The organism is Mycobacterium sp. SMC-4 (assembly GCF_025263265.1).
GTDB lineage: Bacteria > Actinomycetota > Actinomycetes > Mycobacteriales > Mycobacteriaceae > Mycobacterium.
The window spans coordinates 496,890-516,395 of the sequence record NZ_CP079869.1 but is presented as its reverse complement, the minus strand read 5'-3'; the positions used below and the strand labels follow the sequence as shown (position 1 = coordinate 516,395).

Here is a 19,506-nt window from a genome sequence, read left to right as displayed (position 1 = left end):
TATGAAAACAGTGGATAACCTGGACCGATGGACAACACCCCTGGTTCGGACCCGGTTGTGGAGGCGGTTCCCCTGCTGGTCCGCAAAACCACGGCATGGGCGTGGCGGTTGCTCGTCATCGGCGCGGCGGTGGTCGCCACCATCTGGGTGATCGCGCAAGTTCAGTTGATCGTCGTCTCGGTGGCCATCTCGATCATCTTGTGCGCCTTGCTGTTGCCTCAGGTGGACCGGCTGACCCGGTGGGGTGTCCCGCGCGGTTTGTCGGTGGCCTCGGTGCTGCTGGTCAGCGGTGCAGCGCTGGGCGGTGTGCTGACCTTCGTGATCTCGCAGCTGATCGCGGGGCTGCCCGAACTCAGCGGCGAGGTCACCCGCAGCATCGCCGCGGCCAACGAGTGGCTCACCGAAGGACCACTCGGGTTGAGCCGCGAGCAACTCGACAGCGCGGCCGAGGCCGCCATCTCGGCGATCACCGACAACCAGGCGCGCCTGACCACTGGTGCCATCTCCACCGCGACGGCGGTCACCCAAATCGTCACCGCCTTCTTCATGATCCTTTTCATCGTGATCTTCCTGCTCTACGGCGGGCGCGGCATCTGGTCCTACGTCACCAAGATCATCCCGATGCCTTCCCGCGAGCGGGTGCGCGAGGCGGGCAAGGCCGGGTACGGATCCCTGACCGGGTTCGTGCGGGCGACCTTCCTGGTCGCCCTCGTCGACGCCGTCGGCATAGGCATCGGCCTGGTCATCCTCGGCGTGCCGTTGGCGCTGCCGCTGGCCTCGCTGGTCTTCCTCGGCGCGTTCATCCCGGTGGTCGGAGCTGTGGTCAGCGGTTTCCTCGCGGTCGTGGTGGCGCTGTTGTCGAAGGGTTTCCTGGTGGCGGCATTGACGCTGGGGGTCGTGTTGGCCGTTCAACAGCTCGAGGGAAATGTGTTGCAGCCATTCGTGATGGGTCGCGCGGTGCGACTGCATCCACTGGCGGTGCTGTTGGCGATCACCGCGGGTGCGTTGCTGGCCGGCATCATCGGCGCGCTGCTGGCGGTGCCGTTGCTGGCCTTCCTCAACGCCGCCGGTAAACGACTACTTTCGGATCAGGAGGAATCCACGGACGCCGATCCCGACCCGCCGGCTGAACCCGACGAGGAACCTGCCGCGGATTCGGCCGACGATGACGCGCCCGCCGAAGCGCTGTCGAAGGCGCCGCGCGACAGTGAGGACTGACGGCTGTTCTACCGCCGCGAACGGCGCAGCGCGGGATGGCGGCCGGCCAACAGGGGCAGCAGTAGTCGACGGGGCATGAACTCGAACAACCGCGCCGGGATCTCGTTCTGCAGACCGGGTATCACCGCGCCGCGGTCGTTGGCCAGCGCGTCGATGCCCGCTTTGGCCACCGCGGGTGACGGCATCCACAGCAGCTTCGGAAACGCCGCGGCGAAGGTGTCCTCGTCCATGCCGGCGGACTGGAGAAACTCAGTGCGCACCGGTCCCGGGTGCAGCGCGGCCACGGTCACGCCAGTGCCCGCGAGCTCTCCGCGCAACCCGTCGGTGTACGTGCGCACGAACGCCTTGGTTCCCGCATAACCTGCTTGGCCGGGGAAGGGCTGAAAACCTGCCGTGGATCCGACGTTGAGGATTGCGCCGCGCCCGCGCGGCACCATCTGCCGCACAGCACGCGTGGTCAGGTCGATCAGCGCCTCCACGTTGACGCGGACCTGCGCCACCTCGGCTTCCGGTGTCGACTCGGCCACCGGCCCGATGGTGCCGATGCCGGCGTTGTTGATCAGCACGTCGACGGTCAGACCGCGGCGGTCCACCTCCGCAAGCAGGTCGGCCCGGGCAGCAGCGTCAGCGACGTCGCACGCGATCACCTCGACGCGCACGGCGCCGGACAATTCGTCGGCGAGCGCACGCAGGCGGTCCTCCCGCCGGCCACGAGCGTCAGGCCGTGGCCACGCGCGGCGAGTTCGCGGGCCAGGTCGGCGCCGATCCCAGCGGACGCTCCGGTGACGACGGCGGTGGTGGTGGGCGACGGTGTCGGCAGAGGCATGTCGTGCGAAACCACGCGCGCTGTGCTCTTGTTCCCCGAGCCGCCGTACGCTCGGCCTATGAGCGTGCAGGTGAACCTCGACCGCTTGGCGGACACCCTCGCCGATTTCACGTTCGCCTACCTGGTCACTGTCGGCGACGACTTCCGCGCCCACACTGTCGCCGTCGACCCGGTGCTCCACGGGGATGTCCTGCATCTCGGGTCGATCGGCAACAGCACCCGCCGCAACGCGTCCGCCCACCCACAGGTGACGTTGGTGTGGCCGCCGCGCGCCGACGGGGGATACACGCTGATCGTCGATGGGCACGCGACCGTAGACGCGGGGCTACACGTGAGGCCCACCGGCGCCGTCCTACACCGGCCGGCGACACCCGGCAGTGCCGCGGCGTCCGGCTGTGGCGACGACTGCGTCCCGATCTAGTTCCGACGCCAGCGTGGGTCTTGTGCACGGAATTTCACGCGGAAGCGTGCACAGGGCCCACGGTCGGCTTCCCATGGCTTCACAGTGGGCACCCCGCGGCGCGCAGTTTGGAGCGAACCCTCTCGACAATGACCTCCCGACGACCGAGCATGTCGCTGCTCACCCTGACCACTGTCCAGCCGACGGATTCCAACAGCACCGATCTTTCTATATCCCAAGCCCGTTGACGGCGATCATTCCAGTGCTGCACACCGTCGTACTCGACGGCGACCTTCCATTCACGCCACCCCATGTCCACCCGGATGCGGAGCTCGCGGAACGCGATCTGCGTTTCGGGGCGGGGCAGGCCGCCACGCACGAGAATCAGCCGCAATGTGGTCTCCCGGGGCGACTCCGCGCCCCCATCCACAAAATCGAGCACCTGTGACAGACGTCGGACTCCGCGGGCACCGGGGTGGGCGGCAGCGACTCGTGCGACCTCGGCGGCAGAGACGCGCGTGGCGTTCATCAACGCGTCGATGACGGGTATCGCCTGATCGGGTGGGCGGCTACGTCCGATATCAAAGGCCGTTCGTGCGGGCGTGGTGGCACTTACACCGCCGACCAAACAGGTCTCACCAGCTCCGAGGCTCCATGAGTGCGCGAGAATGCCTGCGGCGCAATGCCGGTCGGGGCGGATGATCTCTGCGGGCGCTGCCGGATCAATCCACTTCGTGCCGAAGACCGCGGCAGCCGACATCCCGCCGAGTACCGCACCCGTGGCCAGCCAGGCGCCTTCCGCTTTGATCCTGGCCGTGAGTTCGACATTCTTCCCCACGTAGACGTCACGGAAGATCGCGCGGTGATGACGGGTCAAACCACGTCGAGTCAGCGCGCCGTCGCGCACCGCCACGCTGCCGAGAAAGGGCTCCATACGCCGACCGTCGCCACGGTCACCGACGAGAGTGGGCCTCCCGCACGCTTTTCTGGCCGAACCTGTGCATAGGCCCCACGTTGGGGACACAGCAAGAAGCCCCGACTCGCCAGGCGAGCCGGGGCCTCTGCTGTCGACTTCTTAGAAGTCCATACCGCCCATGCCACCGGTCGGGTCGCCCGCAGGTGCGGCGGCCTTCTCCGGCTTGTCGGCGACGACGGCCTCGGTGGTAAGGAACAGCGCCGCGATCGAGGCTGCGTTCTGCAGCGCCGAACGGGTGACCTTCACCGGGTCGGCGACGCCGGCCTTGAGCAGGTCCTCGTACTCACCGGTGGCGGCGTTGAGGCCGGTGCCGGCAGGCGAGTTGGTGACCTTCTCGGCGACCACGCCGGGCTCCAGACCACCGTTGAAGGCGATCTGCTTGAGCGGAGCCGACAGCGCGACACGCACGATGTTGGCACCGGTGGCCTCGTCACCTTCGAGCTTGAGCTCGTCCAGCGACGGCGCCGACTGCAGCAGGGCCACACCACCACCGGCGACGATGCCCTCCTCGACGGCGGCCTTGGCGTTGCGCACCGCGTCCTCGATGCGGTGCTTGCGCTCCTTGAGCTCCACCTCGGTGGCAGCGCCGGCCTTGATCACCGCAACACCGCCGGCCAGCTTGGCCAGGCGCTCCTGCAGCTTCTCGCGGTCGTAGTCGGAGTCGCTGTTCTCGATCTCGGCGCGGATCTGAGCCACCCGGCCGGCGATGGCGTCGGAGTCACCGGCGCCCTCGACGATGGTGGTCTCGTCCTTGGTCACGACGACCTTGCGGGCCTGGCCCAGCAGCGAGATGTCAGCGGTCTCCAGGGACAGACCGACCTCTTCGCTGACGACCTGGCCACCGGTGAGGATCGCCATGTCCTGCAGCATCGCCTTGCGGCGGTCACCGAAGCCCGGAGCCTTGACGGCGACGGACTTGAAGGTGCCACGGATCTTGTTGACCACCAGGGTCGACAGGGCCTCGCCCTCGACGTCCTCGGCGATGATCAGCAGCGGCTTGCCGGCCTGGATGACCTTCTCCAGCAGCGGCAGCAGATCCTTGACCGTCGACACCTTGGAGCTGACCAGCAGGATGTAGGGATCCTCCAGGACGGCTTCCTGACGCTCGGCGTCGGTCACGAAGTAACCCGAGATGTAGCCCTTGTCGAAGCGCATACCCTCGGTGAGCTCGAGCTGCAGGCCGAAGGTGTTGGACTCCTCGACGGTGATGACACCCTCGTTGCCGACCTTGTCCATCGCCTCGGCGATGAGCTCGCCGATCTGGGTGTCGCCGGCCGAGATCGCGGCGGTGGCAGCGATCTGCTCCTTGGTCTCGACCTCCTTGGCCGACTTCAGCAAGGTCTCGGTGACCTTCTCGACGGCCTTCTCGATGCCGCGCTTGAGGCCGAGCGGGTTGGCACCGGCGGCCACGTTGCGCAGCCCTTCACGGACCAGCGCCTGTGCCAGCACGGTGGCGGTGGTGGTGCCGTCGCCGGCGACGTCGTCGGTCTTCTTGGCGACCTCCTTGACCAGCTCGGCGCCGATCTTCTCGTAGGGGTCCTCCAGCTCGATCTCCTTGGCGATGGACACACCATCGTTGGTGATCGTGGGAGCGCCCCACTTCTTCTCCAGGACGACGTTGCGACCCTTGGGGCCCAGCGTCACCTTTACCGCGTCGGCGAGGGCGTTGAGCCCACGCTCGAGGCCGCGACGGGCCTCTTCGTCGTACGCAATTGTCTTGGCCATTGCGAAGTGTTCCTCCGGATTGGGGATGCACGTCTTGCTGGTCGGGCGCAGTGCCCGCGACGGACGACCGAGGTGTGCTCGCAGAACACTGCGCCCCGGCCTCACCGTCCCGACCTAGCACTCGCCGGTCGCGAGTGCCAACTGCATTCTTAGCACTCGACCAGGGCGAGTGCAAGGTTGGCACCCGTTCCTCTCTCCGCGAACGTGCGAGCTGCCCCAAGCTCCGTAAAGTCGACGCCATGACCGACTGGAGCAGCGCCGACATCCCCGACCAGACTGGCCGCACCGCCGTGATCACCGGAGCCAACACCGGGCTCGGTTTCGAGACGGCCAAGGCGCTGGCCGCGCACGGTGCGCATGTGGTGCTCGCCGTGCGCGACACCGCCAAGGGTGAGCAGGCTGCGGCCCGGATCACCGGCGATGTCACCGTCCAGGAGCTCGACCTCACCTCACTGGCCTCGATCGCCGCCGCCGCAGATGCGTTGAAGAGCCGCTACGAACGCATCGAGCTGCTGATCAACAACGCCGGGGTGATGACCACGCCGAAGAGCACCACCGCCGACGGCTTCGAGCTGCAGTTCGGCACCAACCACCTCGGCCATTTCGCGTTGACCGGGCTGCTGCTCGACAGGATTCTCGACGTCCCCGGATCGCGCATCGTCACGGTCAGCAGCAACGGCCACAAGATGGGCGGCGCCATCCACTGGGACGATCTGCAGTGGGAACGCAGCTACAGCCGGATGGGCGCCTACACCCAGTCCAAGCTGGCCAACCTGATGTTCACCTATGAGCTCCAGCGCCGCCTGGCGCCCCGCGGCACGACGATCGCCGTCGCCGCCCACCCGGGCACGTCGACCACCGACCTGGCCCGCAGCCTGCCGCGGCCGATCGAGCGGGCCTTCCTGGCCATCGCGCCGGTGGTGTTCGCCCAGACCCCCGACCAGGGGGCGCTGCCCACGCTGCGCGCCGCCACCGATCCGGGGGTCCTCGGCGGGCAGTATTACGGACCCAAGGGCATCGGCCAGCAGCGCGGCGCGCCGGTCGTCGTGGCCTCCAGCGCACAGTCGCACGACGTCGACCAGCAGCGCCGACTCTGGGAGATCTCCGAGGAGTTGACCAAGGTGACCTTCCCGGTCTGACACCACGGGCAGACTCACCGAGGTGTCCCTTGTCGTCCCGCCGCCGTATCCACCGCCGCGCTACACCGCCGACGAACCCGAAGTCAGCGCGTGGCTCAAACGCGCTGACGAGCCGCCGGACCACGACGCGTTCGGCCACGTCCAGTACCACTATCTGGCCGGCCAACAGGACACCGACGGCGACTACGGCCTGTACCGCGTGCAGATCGCGCCGCGCGGAGGCGGGCCCGGACCGCACTTCCACCGCGGTATGTCGGAAGCTTTCTATGTGCTGTCGGGCACTCTGTCGCTCTACGACGGCACCGCCTGGGTCGACGGGCACGCCGGGGACTTCCTCTACGTCCCACCCGGCGGCGTGCACGGTTTCCGCAACGCAGCCGACGAGTCCGTCTCGATCTTGATCCTGTTCGCCCCCGGCGCGCCGCGCGAGTACTACTTCGAGGGATTGGCGCAGCTGAGTGAGCTGACCGATGACGAGCGTCGGGAGTGGTTCGTCGCCCACGACAACCATTGGGTCGAGTAGTCCGGCCGGACACGCCGCAGCCGGACACGCCGCGGAGATGCGGCCGCGGAACAGACTGTCCTAGACTGCATTTCCGGTCATGGGAGTCGGTGACCGTCAACATGCTGGGAGGAGTCGTGGGTGCGGGCTGATGCAGCACCCAGGTCCGGTTCTGCTGGGGCGTCCAACACCCAGGCGTTGCGGGGCTGGCAGCGGCGGGCTCTGGTCAAATACCTGACGGGCAAGCCGCGAGACTTCCTGGCGGTGGCGACCCCCGGGGCCGGAAAGACCACCTTCGCGCTGCGCATCGTCGCCGAGCTGCTCGCCGAGGGCACCGTGGAGACCGTCACGATCGTCGTCCCGACCGAGCACCTCAAGGTCCAGTGGGCGCAGGCCGCGGCCCGGCACGGCATCGCGCTGGACCCGAAGTTCTCCAACTCCAACTCCCAGACCTCGTCGGAATACCACGGCGTGGTCGTCACCTACGCCCAGGTGGCCACCCATCCGGCCCGGCACCGGGTGCGCACCGAGAACCGCCGGACGCTGGTGGTGTTCGACGAGATCCACCACGGAGGTGACGCTAAGAGCTGGGGTGATGCGATCCGTGAGGCCTTCGACGACGCGACCCGCCGTCTCGCGCTGACCGGGACGCCGTTTCGCAGCGACGACAGCGCCATCCCGTTCGTCAGCTACGAAGAGGACGCCGCGGGCTTCAAGACTTCGGTGGCCGACTACACCTACGGTTACAGCGACGCGCTGGCCGACGGCGTGGTGCGGCCGGTGATGTTCATGGCCTACTCCGGTGAGGCTCGCTGGCGCGACAGCGCCGGGGAGGAGCACGCCGCCCGGCTCGGCGAACCGTTGACCGCCGAGCAGACCGCACGCGCGTGGAAGACCGCGCTGAACCCGAAGGGTGAATGGATGCCCGCGGTGATCGCCGCGGCTGACACCCGGCTGCAGGGGTTGCGCCAGCATGTCCCCGACGCCGGCGGAATGATCATCGCCTCCGACCAGACCACTGCCCGCGCCTACGCCGAGCTGCTGCTCAAGATCACCGGGGAGGCCCCGACGGTGGTGCTCTCCGACGACAAGGGCGCCTCGGACCGCATCTCGCAGTTCTCGGCGGGCACCTCGCGGTGGCTGGTCGCGGTGCGGATGGTCTCCGAGGGCGTCGACGTGCCACGACTGGCCGTGGGCGTGTACGCAACCAGTGCGTCGACGCCGTTGTTCTTCGCCCAGGCCATCGGACGGTTCGTCCGGTCCCGCCAGGCGGGCGAGACCGCCAGCATCTTCCTACCGTCGGTGCCGAACCTGCTGCTGCTGGCCAGCGAGATGGAGGCGCAGCGCAACCACGTGCTGGGCAAGCCGCACCGCGAGACGCTGGACGATCCGCTCGACGCCGAACTCGCCGAGCAGAAGCGCGACGAGGCCGGCGACGAGGAGAACAAGATCGAGTACCTCGGCGCCGACGCCGAACTCGACCAGGTGATCTTCGACGGGTCCTCCTTCGGCACGGCCACCCCCGCCGGCAGCGAGGAGGAGGCCGACTACCTCGGCATCCCCGGCCTGCTCGATGCCGCGTCCATGCGGGATCTGTTGCGGCGCAGGCAAGAAGAGCAACTCACCAAGCGCACCGAAGCGGGCGCGCCCCCGGCGCCGAGGACCACCCATGGCCAGCTCCGCGAGCTGCGCAGCGAACTCAACACGCTGGTGTCGCTAGCCCACCATCGCACCGGCCGGCCGCACGGCTGGATCCACAACGAGCTGCGCCGCCGGTGCGGGGGCCCGCCGGTGGCGGCTGCGACGCGTGAACAACTGCAGGCCCGCATCGAGGCGGTTCGGGTGCTACAGCGCGAGCTGACGGCGTAGCCGCCTCAGCCCGCCACCAGTTCTGCCAGGTTGGCCAGCGAATTGTGTAGGTGCTCGGCCGGAAACGGCGGGAACTCGATCTGCTCGCGAAACGCCGCCGGCACCGCCGACCAGTCGTAGGTCAACGTCACGCGCGTCTGCCCATCGCCCTGCGGCTGGAGGTCGTAACGCCAGGTCCAGCCGCCGCCTTCGACAACGCCGTCCGCGCCGGGCTGCCCGGGCTCCCAGGCGATGACCCGGTCGGGTTGGAACGCGATCACCGTGTTGGCCATCTCGTAGGCACCGTCGGGATGGTTGTCGTGGTACATCGCCATCCGGAAGATCTGCCCCACACCGGTGATGCGCTCGCCGTCGACGGGTTCACGAACCCAGCCGGTGCCGTCGATCGCGGCGTGGTTGGCGGGATCGGCCAGTGCGGCGAACACGGTGGCAGCGGGGGCATCGACGGTGGTGTGCACGATCATGGTCTCTTCCATGAAGCGATAGACCGGCGCTCGCTTCCAAACTCATCGCAGCAGCGCGACGACCTCGCCGATCGCGGGCAACGCCGACTCGCGGCCGGGCAGTTCATCGAACACCGTCCAGTAGCTGAGGCCGAAGTCGCGCTGCCGCGCGCAGAGTTGCTCGGCCATCTGCTCATGCGTGCCGAGCAGCAGGAACGGTGAGTCCAGCAGGGTGTCGGCGTCGGCACCCAGCGTCGCGGCCAGTTCGGCGGCGGTGCGACGCCGGTCGGTGGTGACCACGACGGCCTGAATCAGCGCGTTGAGTTCGATCTGGTCGAACCGCTCCCCCGCCGCAGCCTGCACGACAGCGATGCGGTCGGCCAGACCCCTGCCATCGAAATGACTGAGCGTCACCCGGGTGGCGTCGCGGTTGTGCGAGATGCCGGCGAATCCGGCGATGTCGGCGACCTGACCGGCGAGCTGCAGCACGCGGGTGCCGTTACCGCCGACGAGGATCGGGACGCGCTGCGGCGGCGGCGCCACCAATTCACCGGCACCGGCGCGCACGCGGTAGTGCTCGCCCTCCATATCGACTGCCGCACCGTCGAGCAGAGCTCGGATGATCGGGACCGACTCGACCAGTCTGGACACCCGTACCCGTCCGTCGTCAAATCGCAGACCGGCGGCATCGTATTCGGATTTCATGTGCCCCGCGCCGATGCCGAGTTCGAAGCGGCCGTCGGAAAGTGTTGCCACACCCGCTGTCTCGCGGGCAGTCTCGACCGGGTGCCGGAAGTCGTTGTTGAGCACCAGCGTTCCGACGTGTAACCGCGAGGTGAGTGCGGCCGCGGCGGCCGATCCGCTGAACGGCGCCACCGTGGGCATCAGATGGTCGGCGAAGGTGAGCACGTCGAGACCGGCCGCTTCGACGTGCTGGGCGAACGCGCGCGCATCCGCGCCGGTGCGCGGCAGCGCGGTGGTCACGCCGAATCTCATCGGCCGGGTGCGGTGCGCCTCGGTGCTCACCAGCACCAGGCTACAGCTCGAGCAGCCCCGGCAAGTCGGCGACCGAGTCGATGACGTGGTTGGGCTGCATCGCGAATTCGTCTGCCGCCCAACGATCCAGGGTGTCCTGGCGGAACTTGCCGGTGCGCACCAGCACCCCGGTCATCCCGACCACCTGAGCGGCCAGCACGTCGTTGTTGAGATCGTCACCGATCATGTACATCTCGTCGGGATCCACGCCGAGCCGCCCGGCCGCGGCCAGGAATCCCTCCGGCGCCGGCTTGCCGACCGCGGTCGCTTTGCGTCCCGAGGTCTCCTCCATCCCGATCAGGTACATGCCGGTGTCGATGCGCAGCCCGTCGGTGGTGGTCCACGAGGTACTGCGGTGCATCGCCACCACCGGAACCCCTTGTGCCATCCAGTCATACACCCAGGACAGGGTCAGGTGGCTGTACTCCGGACCGGCACCGCCCAGCAGCACCACATCGGGCGCCGCCGGGGCCTGCGGTCCACTGAACTCGCTGGAGTAGACGAGGTCGATACCGGGCATGTCCTCGGCGATCTGCCCGCTGTTGACCAGCAGACACCGGGCGCCGGGATAACGGCTGCGCACGTACTCTGCGGTCAACACCGCGGCGGTGATCACCTCGTCGGGCGCCACCGCCATACCCGCGTCGGTGAGCAGTTCGGCGATCTGCACCCGGGTACGGGTGGTGGTGTTGGTCAGATAAGCGCAGGCGACCTGGTGCCTGGCCAGTGCCTGCAGCGTCTGCGCGGCGCCGGGGATCGGCTTCCACGAGGTCACCAACACGCCATCGATGTCGAAGAGCACTCCACCGATAGCCATGATTCGACAGTAAACCGCCGTCGAACGGATGCAAGTCGGGCTGGGTCAGTCCCGAGCCCAGCTGCTGGCCCCGACCCACGGCGAGACCGCCGCAGCGATCGCCCACGCCTGGTCGGCGGGAACGTCGACCACCTCGTAACGTTTCACCCCCGCCGCGGTCGCCGCGACCAGGGTGGCGACCCCGACCCGGCGCTGCGGCCACGTCTGGCGCACCGTCCACGCGACGATGCCCGCTCCGGCCACGCAGTCGCGCCGCCGTCCGAGGCTGCCGGCGCGCGCCGCCAGCCAACCGTTGTCGACCCGGTGTCCGAGTGCGCGGGCCCGGTCGGCGGCCAGCGCCGCGCCGGCGATCACCAGCAGGCCGACGATCACCCAGGCCCACACCGGCACCGCGGTCAGCGACGCGGTCACCGCCAGGGCAACGGCCGCGACGACCGGCAACGCCATCGCCCGTATCCAGCGTCGACGCACCGCCGCCGGACCGTGCGGTCGCAGCGGACCGTCGACGATCTGCGGCTCGCCGATCAGCCCGCGCAGCACCGTCGAGGCGGTCTGGCGCGGACACGGCGGAAGCAGCTGCGAGGCCTCCCCGACACCGGCCACCCCGGTCATCACCGCATCCAGCCGGGCCCCGCCGAACAACCGCACGAGCAATGGCTCTCGCAGCGTGCCACCACGCAGGCGGCGCATGTCGAACGTGCGTTCCCGGACCCGCACCAACCCGTGCGACAGGTGCAGGATGTCGGCGTCGCGCCGCAACTCCAGATTGGCGTAGGACAGCAACGACTGCGCCACCGACAGCGCCACCGACGCCAGCACCAGAGCCACCACGACCGCGGCCACCACCGCCGCCACGCCGAAACTGTTCAGCAGACCGGCCCCGGCCTGCTCCCACGGCGAATCATCCAATGCGCCAAGCACTCCGGTCTGACTGAGCACACCGGCCGCGGCGCCGATGGTGATCAAGCCGCCGAAGGTCAATGCGCTGTAGCGCAGCCAGGACGGCTGCCAGCGGGCCAGCACCTGGCCCTGGGTGTAGACAGCAGCGGGCCCCAACGATTCGGCCAGCAGGATCGCGCGTAGGTGTGGCACCTCGGCAGCCGGCACCGCATCGAGCGCGAATGCGGTCTCGGTGCTGGCCTGCTGTCCGGTGCTGACGGTGACCACGGTCAGCCCCAGCATCCGGTGCAGCAGTCGGGCATCGGTGGAAACCGAGCGGATCCTGTTGCGCGGCAATGACACCACGGTGCGTTGCAACACTCCCGACCGTAGCTGGACATCGTCTCCCCCGATGCGATAGGCGGTGGTGAACCACCGGGCCAATCCGAAGGCGACGATCAGAACCACAGCCAGAATTGCCCAGGCCGGGTTGCCGGTCGCCGAACCGAGCACGAACGAGCCGATCAGGACCGGGATCTGGCGCAGCACCTCGTGCACCGGGTGCACCAACAGCATGCGCGGGCTCAACCGCTGCCAGTCGGCGCTCACGTGGCGTCCTCGCCGCCCAGTGCTGCGATGTCGGTCAGGCGGGCCACCAGCCAGTCGGCGACGTTCTTGTCCAACGCCACGATGCGCACCGCCCCCGCCGAGGACGCCGTCGTGACGGTCACGTTGGCCAGGCCGAACAGCCGATCCAGCGGCCCGCGGTAGGTGTCGACGGTCTGCACCCGCGAGATCGGCGCGATCCTGCGCTCCTGCACCAACCACCCCGTCCGGGTATAGACCGCGGTGGCGTCCAGATCCCAGCGATGCACGCGATAACGCCACAGCGGTGCAATCACCACGTTGACCACGATGCCCAGCACGGTCGCGACGGCCACCAGGGCATGCAGCCACAGCCGCGGGCTGCCTGCGCTTTCCAACGCGAACCACACCAGCTGGCCCAGGATCGCCACCGACCACGGGATCGCGGCGCCGATCGCCCAGACCAGCGGGGCATTGCTGCTTGGCGGATGCGCAGGTTCGACCAGGTCCATGTGTCGAGAATGCCTGGCCGATGTCAGTAAGTTGAACCCATGACCCCTAAATGGACTGCCGCCGACGTCCCCGACCAGTCCGGCCGGGTGGCCGTGATCACCGGCTCGAACACCGGAATCGGTTACGAGACCGCGGCCGTCCTCGCCGCGCACGGCGCCCGGGTGGTGCTCGCGGTGCGCGATCTGGCCAAGGGTCGCAGCGCGGCCGAGCGGATCACCCGCGCCACCCCGGATGCGCAGGTCAGCGTGCAGGAACTCGACCTGTCCTCGCTGGACAGCGTGCGCCGGGCCGCGGCCGAACTCGGCGAAACACACCCGCGCATCGACCTGCTGATCAACAACGGCGGCGTGATGTACCCACCCAAGCAGGTCACCCGGGACGGGTTCGAGCTGCAGTTCGGCACCAACCACCTCGGCCACTTCGCGTTGACCGGGCTGCTGCTCGAGCATCTACTGCCCGTCGCGGGTTCTCGCGTGGTCAGCGTCGCGAGCATCGCCCACAACATCCGGGCCGGCATCCACTTCGAGGACCTGCAGTGGGAGCGCAGCTACAACCGCGTCGCCGCCTACGGGCAATCCAAGCTGGCCAACCTGATGTTCAGCTACGAGCTGGCGCGCCGACTGGCCGCCAAAGGCGCGCCGACGATCGCGGTCGCCGCGCATCCCGGGATCTCCAACACCGAGCTGATGCGCCACATCCCCGGCACCAGCCTGCCCGGCGCCGACAAGCTCGTCGGCCTTTTCACCAACAGTCCTGCCGTCGGTGCGCTGGCCACGCTGCGCGCCGCCACCGACCCTGGCGTGCAAGGCGGGCAGTACTACGGTCCGTCGGGATTCCGCGAGCTCATCGGTCACCCCGTCCTCGTGCAATCCAGCAAGCAGTCCCACGACGTCGCGACCCAGCAGCGGCTGTGGGCGGTGTCGGAGGAACTCACCGGCGTCACCTACGGCATCTGATGCGGTCCGTCGACGAGCACCGGCAGGTGGTGGCCAGGCTGATCAAGCCCCGCCCGCCGGTCGACATCCCGCTGTCCGGCGCGCTGGGCCTGGTGCTGGCTCAGGATGTGGTCGCCGGGCTCGCGCTGCCCGCGTTCGACAACTCGGCGATGGACGGTTACGCAGTGCTGGCCGAGGACGTCGCCGACGCCGGCGCCGACCATCCGGTGCGATTGCCGGTGGCCGAAGACATCCCGGCCGGCCGTACCGACATCCCCGCACTGACGCCGGGTACCGCACACCGGATCATGACCGGCGCGCCGTTGCCGGGCGGGGCGACCGCGGTGATCCCGGTGGAGGCGACCGACGCGGCGACCGACGTCGTCACCATCCGCGCCGGCGCCCGACGCGGCCAGCACATCCGACGCGCCGGTGAGGACGTCACCGCCGGCACCACGGTGCTGCGGGCCGGTCAGATGCTCACTCCGGCCGCGCTCGGGCTGGCCGCCGCACTGGGACTCGCCGAGCTCACCGTGCGGCCGCGGCTGCGGGTGCTGGTGGTCTCGACCGGCACCGAACTGGTCAGCGCGGGAACCCCGCTGCAACCGGGCCAGATCTATGAATCCAACGGGGTGATGCTGGCCGCCGCGGTCCGCGACGCCGGCGCCGAGGTGGTGGCCGCCCCGATGACCGGGGACGACGTCACCGCGTTCACCACCGCGGTACGCGACGCGGGGGACGCCGATGTCGTGCTGACCACCGGCGGGGTCAGCGCCGGCGCCTACGAGGTGGTCAAGGATGCGTGGTCGGACCAGGTCGAGTTCGTCAAAGTGGCGATGCAACCCGGCATGCCGCAGGGCGCCGGTGTGGTCGACGGCACCGCGGTGATCACGCTGCCGGGAAACCCGGTCAGCGCTCTGGTGTCCTTCGAGGTGTTCGTGCGGCCCGCGCTGCGCGCGGCGATGGGCCTGGCCGACGCCGAACGGCCGCGCCGCAGCGCCGTGCTCGCCGAAGACCTCACCTCACCGAAAGGCAAACGCCAGTTCCGGCGCGGCGTGCTCGACGGCGACTCGGTGACCAGCTACGGCCCGCCGGCCTCGCACCATCTGCGGTGGCTGGCGTCGGCGAACTGTCTGCTCGAGCTCGACGAGGACACCACCCAAGCGGCTGCCGGATCACGAGTCCAGGTGTGGGACCTGCGGTGAGCGCTCGTCGGGACTCGATGACTCCTCGCGCAAGCGCTCGTCGGGACTCGATGACTCCTCGCGCAAGCGCTCGTCGGTAGTATTCAGCGCACGATGGCCAGACGCCCCGACCTCACCACAGGCCCCGCGCGGTTGGCGGCCCTGGTTCGCTCCGCGATACCCCCGATGCACCCCGAAGGACTGCCGTTCGTCGGCGCCAGCCTCGCAGTGGCGCTGGCCGGGCGACGACGCCCTTGGGTCCGCCGCACCGCGCTGACCGCCGCGGCCGCCAACGCCGCATTCTTCCGTCATCCGCCCCGCACCCCACCGGTGCGACCCGGTGTCGTGGTGGCGCCCGCCGACGGATTGATCTGCGTGGTCGACGAGCACAGCCCCCCTGCCGAGTTGGGTATGGACCCCACGCCGGTGCCTCGCATCAGCATCTTCCTGTCGGTGCTGGATGCCCACGTGCAGCGGGCGCCGATCGGTGGCGAGGTGGTCTCGGTGGTACACCGGCCCGGGTTGTTCGGCTCGGCTGACCTGGAGGCCGCCAGCCTGGACAACGAACGCAACAGCGTGGTGATCCGCACCCCGGACGGTGCCACCGTCGTCGCGGTGCAGATCGCCGGCTTGATCGCGCGGCGCATCGTGTGCGATGTCCACGCCGGTGACAAGCTGGCCATCGGCGACACCTACGGTCTGATCCGGTACGGCTCGCGGCTGGACACCTACCTGCCCGCGGGCTCGAACATCCTGATCACCAACGGCCAGCGCACCCTTGCCGGTGAGACCGTGCTGGCCGAGCTGCCATGATCCGACCACGCAAGCCGCGCCTGCCCACCCCGGTGGTCAGCGCCAAAATCCTGCCCAGCGCGATGACCGTGGTGGCGATCTGTCTGGGCCTGTCGGCGGTCAAGTTCGCACTGGACAACCGGCCCACCGAGGCGATGGCGTTCCTGGCGGCCGCGGCGATCCTCGACGCCCTCGACGGCCGCACCGCACGCGCGCTCAACGCCACCTCGCGGATGGGCGAAGAGATCGACTCACTGGCCGACGCGGTGAACTTCGGTGTGGCGCCGGCGTTCATCGTCTACGGCACGCTGCTATCGACCTCACGGATCGGCTGGATCGTGGTGCTGCTCTACGCGGTGTGCATCGTGTTGCGGCTGGCCCGGTACAACGCGATGCTCGACATCGACCAGCCGGAGTATGCATCGAAATACTTCGTCGGGATGCCCGCCCCGGCGGGTGCGATCGGCGCAATCGGGCCGCTGGCGGCCAAGATGCAGTTCGGTGAGGGCTGGTGGACCTCCGAGCCTGCCGTGGTGATCTGGATGATCGGCATCTCGCTGCTGGTGGTCTCCACGCTGCCGATGCGCAAGATCCACACCTTCGCGGTGCCCTCGCACATGGTGGCGCCGCTGCTGGCACTGCTGGCGATCGCGGTGGCCGCCGCGATCCTCTACGGCTACCTGGTGATCCTGGTCATCATCGTCGCCTACGTCATCCACATCCCCTTCGCGATCCGGACCCGCCGGTTCCTGGCCCAGCATCCCGAGGTGTGGGGTGACAAGCCGCGCGAACAGCGGGCGGCCCGGCGGGCGATCCGACGGGCCCAGCCGCACCGCCGGTCGATGGCGCGGCTCGGGCTGCGCAGGCCGCCGAGGGGGTGAGGTGTCCTCCGTCGACGAGGCCGCGGCGCGCAGCGGGCCACCGCCACACCTGACGCTGACCGCACGGCTGAACACCGCCGCCCTGGATTCCCGTCGCGGGGTGGTGCGGTTGCACCCCGAGGCGATCACCGCGCTGGGCATCCGCGAGTGGGACGCGGTGTCGCTGACCGGTACCCGCACCACCGCCGCGGTGGTGGGGCCGGCTCCGGCCGGCACCCCGACGGGCACCGCACTGCTCGACGACGTGACGCTGTCCAACGCCGGCCTGCGCGAGGACAGCGCGGTACTGGTCTCCCCGGTGACGGTGCACGGTGCCCGCGAGGTGACGCTGAGCGGCTCGCGGCTGACCACCCAGTCGCTGTCCCCGGCGACGCTACGACAAGCGTTGCTGGGCAAGGTGATGACGGTGGGCGACACGGTGTCCCTGCTGCCCCGTGACCTGGGACCGGGCACGTCGACGTCGCAGGCCAGCGCGGCGTTGGCCGCCGCTGTCGGGATCACCTGGACGTCCGAGCTGCTGACGGTGACCGGCGTCGACCCCGCCGGACCAGTCAGCGTGCAACCCAATTCGCTGGTGCGCTGGGGCGATTCCACGAGTACCGCCCCGGTGCAGCAGACCGGTCAGCATGTCGTGACCAGCTCGGCGCCACCGGCCATCGGCTTCGACGACCTCAAGGGCGCCCACACCCAGGCCGGCCGCCTCAAGGAGTGGCTCAAGCTCGCCCTTGACCAACCGGAGCTTCTCGAAAAGCTCGGCGCCACAGCACATCTGGGGGTTCTGGTGTCGGGGCCGGCCGGCGTCGGCAAGGCCACGATGGTCCGCACGGTGTGCGCCGACCGGCGGCTGGTCGAACTCGACGGGCCGGAGGTCGGCTCATTGCGCGCCGAGGACCGGTTGGCCAAGGTCAGCTCCGCAGTGACGGCGGTGCGCGACGGCGGCGGGGTCCTGCTCGTCACCGACGTCGATGCGCTGCTGACCGTGCCCGCCGACCCGGTCGCCACCCTGATCCTCGCCGAGTTCCGAAAAGCGGTGTCCAACCGGGGGGTTGCCTTCGTCGCCACCACGGCACGACCGGATGCCCTGGATCCACGGCTGCGCGCACCCGAGCTGTGCGACCGCGAGTTGGGGCTGAGCCTGCCCGACGGGGCAGTGCGCGGCCAGCTGCTCGAGGCGTTGCTGCGCGACGTACCGTCCGAAGATCTCGAACTTTCCGAAATCGCGGAACGCACACCGGGTTTCGTCGTTGCCGACCTTGCTGCTCTGATCCGGGAGGCCGCGTTGCGCGCGGCCGCACGGGCCAGCGACAGCGGTGAACCGCCGGCACTGCGCCAAGAAGACCTGACCGGAGCCTTGAGTGTGATCAGGCCGCTGTCACGATCGGCCACCGAGGAGGTTTCGGTCGGTTCGATCACTCTCGACGACGTGGGCGACATGGCCGACACCAAGCAGGCGCTGACCGAGGCGGTGCTGTGGCCGCTGCAACACCCGGAGACCTTCGAACGGCTCGGTGTGCAACCGCCACGCGGCGTATTGCTCTACGGCCCGCCGGGCTGCGGGAAGACGTTCGTGGTGCGCGCGCTGGCAAGCTCGGGCCGTCTCAGCGTGCATGCGGTCAAAGGCGCTGAGCTGATGGACAAATGGGTCGGCTCCTCGGAGAAAGCGGTGCGTGAGCTGTTCCAGCGGGCGCGTGACTCCGCACCGTCGCTGGTGTTCCTCGACGAGATCGACGCGCTGACCCCGCGACGTGGGCAGAGCTTCGATTCGGGGGTGACCGACCGTGTAGTGGCCGCGATGCTGACCGAACTCGACGGCATCGAACCGCTGCGCGACGTCGTGGTGCTGGGTGCGACCAACCGCCCCGACCTGATCGACCCGGCGCTGCTGCGACCGGGCCGGCTGGAGAAGTTGGTGTTCGTCGAGCCACCGGATGCCGAGGCCCGGATCCAGATTCTGCGCACCGCGGGCAGATCGGTGCCTTTGGCCTCCGAAGGCCCCGACGCCGTAGATCTGGAGGCGCTGGCCGAAGACCTCGACGGGTACAGCGCTGCCGATTGCGTGGCGCTGCTGCGCGAAGCCGCGCTGACCGCGATGCGCCGATCCATCGACGCCGCCGACGTCACCGCCGGCGACGTCGCCGCGGCCCGCCAGACGGTCCGGCCGTCGCTGGACCCGGTGCAGGTCGACGCGCTGCGCGCGTTCGCCGACAACCGCTGACATCAGCCGATCCACCATCTTGACAGTGCCTAAACGAGCTGACATCCTCAAACTAGGCATTGTCAAGATTGGAGGAGGCATGACCGTCATCGACACCTCTGTGCGGGCCGGGGACCGCGACCGGGAATCCACCGCTGCTGTGCTCGGGCTGGCACTGTCCCAGGGTTATCTGGACATGCCGGAGTACGAGCAGCGCGTCACCGCGGTCTTCGACGCGAGCACCACCCCTGATCTGCGCGCCTTGACCGCAGACCTGCCGGTGGCCGATCTACGCCGCAACGACCCGCGCCGGCGGTCTGCCCGACAGGCCGCCGCGCGCCGGGCCGTGCGGATACACCTGGCGGGCTACCTGGTGATGGTGCTGATTGTGCTGACCGTGTGGCTGGCCGTCGGAATGTCGACCGGCGCCTGGTACTTCTGGCCAATCTGGCCGATCCTGGGCGCCGGGATCGGGGTGGCGTCCCATGCGATTCCGATCCGGTTCGCCGTGCCGGCGTGCGCACGATCGGGCCCCCGCTGACCGGGCCCGACGAGGCAGCGTCAGGTGTGTTCAGGCGACGGTCGCGCAGACC

The 19,506-nt window shown here is 69.1% G+C and carries 18 protein-coding genes and 1 pseudogene; 11 read left to right on the top strand and 8 right to left on the bottom strand.

Going from position 1 to position 19,506, the window contains the following annotated elements; translation table 11 throughout:
• Positions 1-27: 27 nt before the first annotated feature.
• A complete protein-coding gene (locus tag KXD98_RS02485) occupies positions 28-1,218 on the top strand; it encodes an AI-2E family transporter (RefSeq protein WP_260761716.1) in 1,191 nt (396 codons plus the stop codon).
• 8 nt (positions 1,219-1,226) lie between these two features.
• Here KXD98_RS02485 and KXD98_RS02480 read toward each other — a convergent pair.
• A pseudogene (locus KXD98_RS02480) lies at positions 1,227-2,044 on the bottom strand (SDR family NAD(P)-dependent oxidoreductase).
• Between the two features lie 58 nt (positions 2,045-2,102).
• Here KXD98_RS02480 and KXD98_RS02475 point away from each other — a divergent pair.
• Positions 2,103-2,465, top strand: coding sequence for a pyridoxamine 5'-phosphate oxidase family protein (locus KXD98_RS02475; protein WP_260761715.1), 363 nt, complete (start codon positions 2,103-2,105; stop codon positions 2,463-2,465).
• A 79-nt stretch (positions 2,466-2,544) separates the two neighbouring features.
• On the opposite strand, the gene KXD98_RS02470 is transcribed toward KXD98_RS02475, so the two are convergent.
• Together KXD98_RS02470 and groL are read right to left on the bottom strand one after the other, a co-directional pair.
• Positions 2,545-3,378: an endonuclease domain-containing protein gene (locus KXD98_RS02470; protein WP_260761714.1), complete on the bottom strand. Its 834-nt coding sequence runs from the start codon at positions 3,376-3,378 to the stop codon at positions 2,545-2,547.
• Between the two features lie 141 nt (positions 3,379-3,519).
• Positions 3,520-5,145 carry a chaperonin GroEL gene (groL, locus tag KXD98_RS02465; RefSeq protein ID WP_260761713.1) on the bottom strand — a complete coding sequence of 542 codons (1,626 nt, stop codon included), beginning with the start codon at positions 5,143-5,145 and terminating at the stop codon, positions 3,520-3,522.
• A gap of 239 nt (positions 5,146-5,384) precedes the next feature.
• Here groL and KXD98_RS02460 point away from each other — a divergent pair, with 239 nt between their 5' ends.
• From KXD98_RS02460 to KXD98_RS02450, 3 genes are all read left to right on the top strand, one after another.
• The gene (locus KXD98_RS02460) at positions 5,385-6,284 is read left to right on the top strand and encodes an SDR family NAD(P)-dependent oxidoreductase (protein WP_260761712.1); all 900 of its coding nucleotides are present in this window, start codon (positions 5,385-5,387) and stop codon (positions 6,282-6,284) included.
• 22 nt (positions 6,285-6,306) lie between these two features.
• Positions 6,307-6,807 (top strand): cupin domain-containing protein, encoded by a 501-nt coding sequence (locus tag KXD98_RS02455; RefSeq protein ID WP_260761711.1) that lies wholly within the window; start codon positions 6,307-6,309, stop codon positions 6,805-6,807.
• Positions 6,808-6,927: 120 nt separating this feature from the next.
• A complete protein-coding gene (locus KXD98_RS02450; RefSeq protein ID WP_260761710.1) occupies positions 6,928-8,655 on the top strand; it encodes a DEAD/DEAH box helicase in 1,728 nt (575 codons plus the stop codon).
• 5 nt (positions 8,656-8,660) lie between these two features.
• Here KXD98_RS02450 and KXD98_RS02445 read toward each other — a convergent pair whose 3' ends face one another.
• From KXD98_RS02445 to KXD98_RS02425, 5 genes are read right to left on the bottom strand one after another with little or no spacing between them, the layout of a single operon-like run.
• The gene (locus tag KXD98_RS02445; protein ID WP_260761709.1) at positions 8,661-9,131 is read right to left on the bottom strand and encodes an SRPBCC family protein; all 471 of its coding nucleotides are present in this window, start codon (positions 9,129-9,131) and stop codon (positions 8,661-8,663) included.
• Positions 9,132-9,161: 30 nt separating this feature from the next.
• The gene (locus tag KXD98_RS02440) at positions 9,162-10,094 is read right to left on the bottom strand and encodes a TIGR03621 family F420-dependent LLM class oxidoreductase (protein WP_396883081.1); all 933 of its coding nucleotides are present in this window, start codon (positions 10,092-10,094) and stop codon (positions 9,162-9,164) included.
• Between the two features lie 40 nt (positions 10,095-10,134).
• Complete coding sequence (locus KXD98_RS02435) at positions 10,135-10,950, bottom strand: HAD-IIA family hydrolase (RefSeq protein WP_260761707.1); 816 nt, start codon at positions 10,948-10,950, stop codon at positions 10,135-10,137.
• Positions 10,951-10,995: 45 nt separating this feature from the next.
• Positions 10,996-12,405, bottom strand: coding sequence for a PH domain-containing protein (locus KXD98_RS02430; protein WP_260764938.1), 1,410 nt, complete (start codon positions 12,403-12,405; stop codon positions 10,996-10,998).
• A gap of 29 nt (positions 12,406-12,434) precedes the next feature.
• Complete coding sequence (locus KXD98_RS02425) at positions 12,435-12,926, bottom strand: PH domain-containing protein (protein ID WP_260761705.1); 492 nt, start codon at positions 12,924-12,926, stop codon at positions 12,435-12,437.
• 39 nt (positions 12,927-12,965) lie between these two features.
• Between KXD98_RS02425 and KXD98_RS02420 the strand changes: the two genes are divergently transcribed.
• The 6 genes from KXD98_RS02420 to KXD98_RS02395 all read left to right on the top strand — a co-directional run bounded on the left by KXD98_RS02420 (position 12,966) and on the right by KXD98_RS02395 (position 19,454).
• Positions 12,966-13,883 (top strand): SDR family NAD(P)-dependent oxidoreductase, encoded by a 918-nt coding sequence (locus KXD98_RS02420; RefSeq protein ID WP_260761703.1) that lies wholly within the window; start codon positions 12,966-12,968, stop codon positions 13,881-13,883.
• Positions 13,883-15,067, top strand: a complete 1,185-nt coding sequence (glp, locus tag KXD98_RS02415) for a gephyrin-like molybdotransferase Glp (RefSeq protein ID WP_260761702.1) — start codon at positions 13,883-13,885, stop codon at positions 15,065-15,067. The genes KXD98_RS02420 and glp overlap by 1 nt, the downstream gene beginning before the upstream one ends.
• A gap of 93 nt (positions 15,068-15,160) precedes the next feature.
• Positions 15,161-15,859 (top strand): phosphatidylserine decarboxylase, encoded by a 699-nt coding sequence (locus KXD98_RS02410; protein ID WP_260761701.1) that lies wholly within the window; start codon positions 15,161-15,163, stop codon positions 15,857-15,859.
• A complete protein-coding gene (locus tag KXD98_RS02405; protein ID WP_260761700.1) occupies positions 15,856-16,719 on the top strand; it encodes a phosphatidylcholine/phosphatidylserine synthase in 864 nt (287 codons plus the stop codon). Before KXD98_RS02410 ends, KXD98_RS02405 begins: the two co-directional genes overlap by 4 nt.
• A gap of 1 nt (position 16,720) precedes the next feature.
• Entirely contained in the window at positions 16,721-18,934 is a 2,214-nt protein-coding gene (locus KXD98_RS02400; protein ID WP_396882285.1) for an AAA family ATPase, read from the top strand.
• A gap of 79 nt (positions 18,935-19,013) precedes the next feature.
• A complete protein-coding gene (locus KXD98_RS02395; protein ID WP_260761699.1) occupies positions 19,014-19,454 on the top strand; it encodes a DUF1707 domain-containing protein in 441 nt (146 codons plus the stop codon).
• The last annotated feature ends 52 nt before the right edge of the window (positions 19,455-19,506 follow it).

What these genes read in the sequence shown, in the direction of transcription:
- KXD98_RS02485 (WP_260761716.1), top strand. Translation starts at nt 28, where the DNA reads ATGGACAACACCCCTGGTTCGGACCCGGTTGTGGAGGCGGTTCCCCTG.
- KXD98_RS02475 (WP_260761715.1), top strand. Translation starts at nt 2,103, where the DNA reads ATGAGCGTGCAGGTGAACCTCGACCGCTTGGCGGACACCCTCGCCGAT.
- KXD98_RS02470 (WP_260761714.1), bottom strand. Translation starts at nt 3,378, where the DNA reads ATGGAGCCCTTTCTCGGCAGCGTGGCGGTGCGCGACGGCGCGCTGACT.
- groL (WP_260761713.1), bottom strand. Translation starts at nt 5,145, where the DNA reads ATGGCCAAGACAATTGCGTACGACGAAGAGGCCCGTCGCGGCCTCGAG.
- KXD98_RS02460 (WP_260761712.1), top strand. Translation starts at nt 5,385, where the DNA reads ATGACCGACTGGAGCAGCGCCGACATCCCCGACCAGACTGGCCGCACC.
- KXD98_RS02445 (WP_260761709.1), bottom strand. Translation starts at nt 9,131, where the DNA reads ATGGAAGAGACCATGATCGTGCACACCACCGTCGATGCCCCCGCTGCC.
- KXD98_RS02440 (WP_396883081.1), bottom strand. Translation starts at nt 10,094, where the DNA reads ATGAGATTCGGCGTGACCACCGCGCTGCCGCGCACCGGCGCGGATGCG.
- KXD98_RS02435 (WP_260761707.1), bottom strand. Translation starts at nt 10,950, where the DNA reads ATGGCTATCGGTGGAGTGCTCTTCGACATCGATGGCGTGTTGGTGACC.
- KXD98_RS02430 (WP_260764938.1), bottom strand. Translation starts at nt 12,405, where the DNA reads ATGCTGTTGGTGCACCCGGTGCACGAGGTGCTGCGCCAGATCCCGGTC.
- KXD98_RS02425 (WP_260761705.1), bottom strand. Translation starts at nt 12,926, where the DNA reads ATGGACCTGGTCGAACCTGCGCATCCGCCAAGCAGCAATGCCCCGCTG.
- KXD98_RS02420 (WP_260761703.1), top strand. Translation starts at nt 12,966, where the DNA reads ATGACCCCTAAATGGACTGCCGCCGACGTCCCCGACCAGTCCGGCCGG.
- glp (WP_260761702.1), top strand. Translation starts at nt 13,883, where the DNA reads ATGCGGTCCGTCGACGAGCACCGGCAGGTGGTGGCCAGGCTGATCAAG.
- KXD98_RS02410 (WP_260761701.1), top strand. Translation starts at nt 15,161, where the DNA reads ATGGCCAGACGCCCCGACCTCACCACAGGCCCCGCGCGGTTGGCGGCC.
- KXD98_RS02405 (WP_260761700.1), top strand. Translation starts at nt 15,856, where the DNA reads ATGATCCGACCACGCAAGCCGCGCCTGCCCACCCCGGTGGTCAGCGCC.
- KXD98_RS02395 (WP_260761699.1), top strand. Translation starts at nt 19,014, where the DNA reads ATGACCGTCATCGACACCTCTGTGCGGGCCGGGGACCGCGACCGGGAA.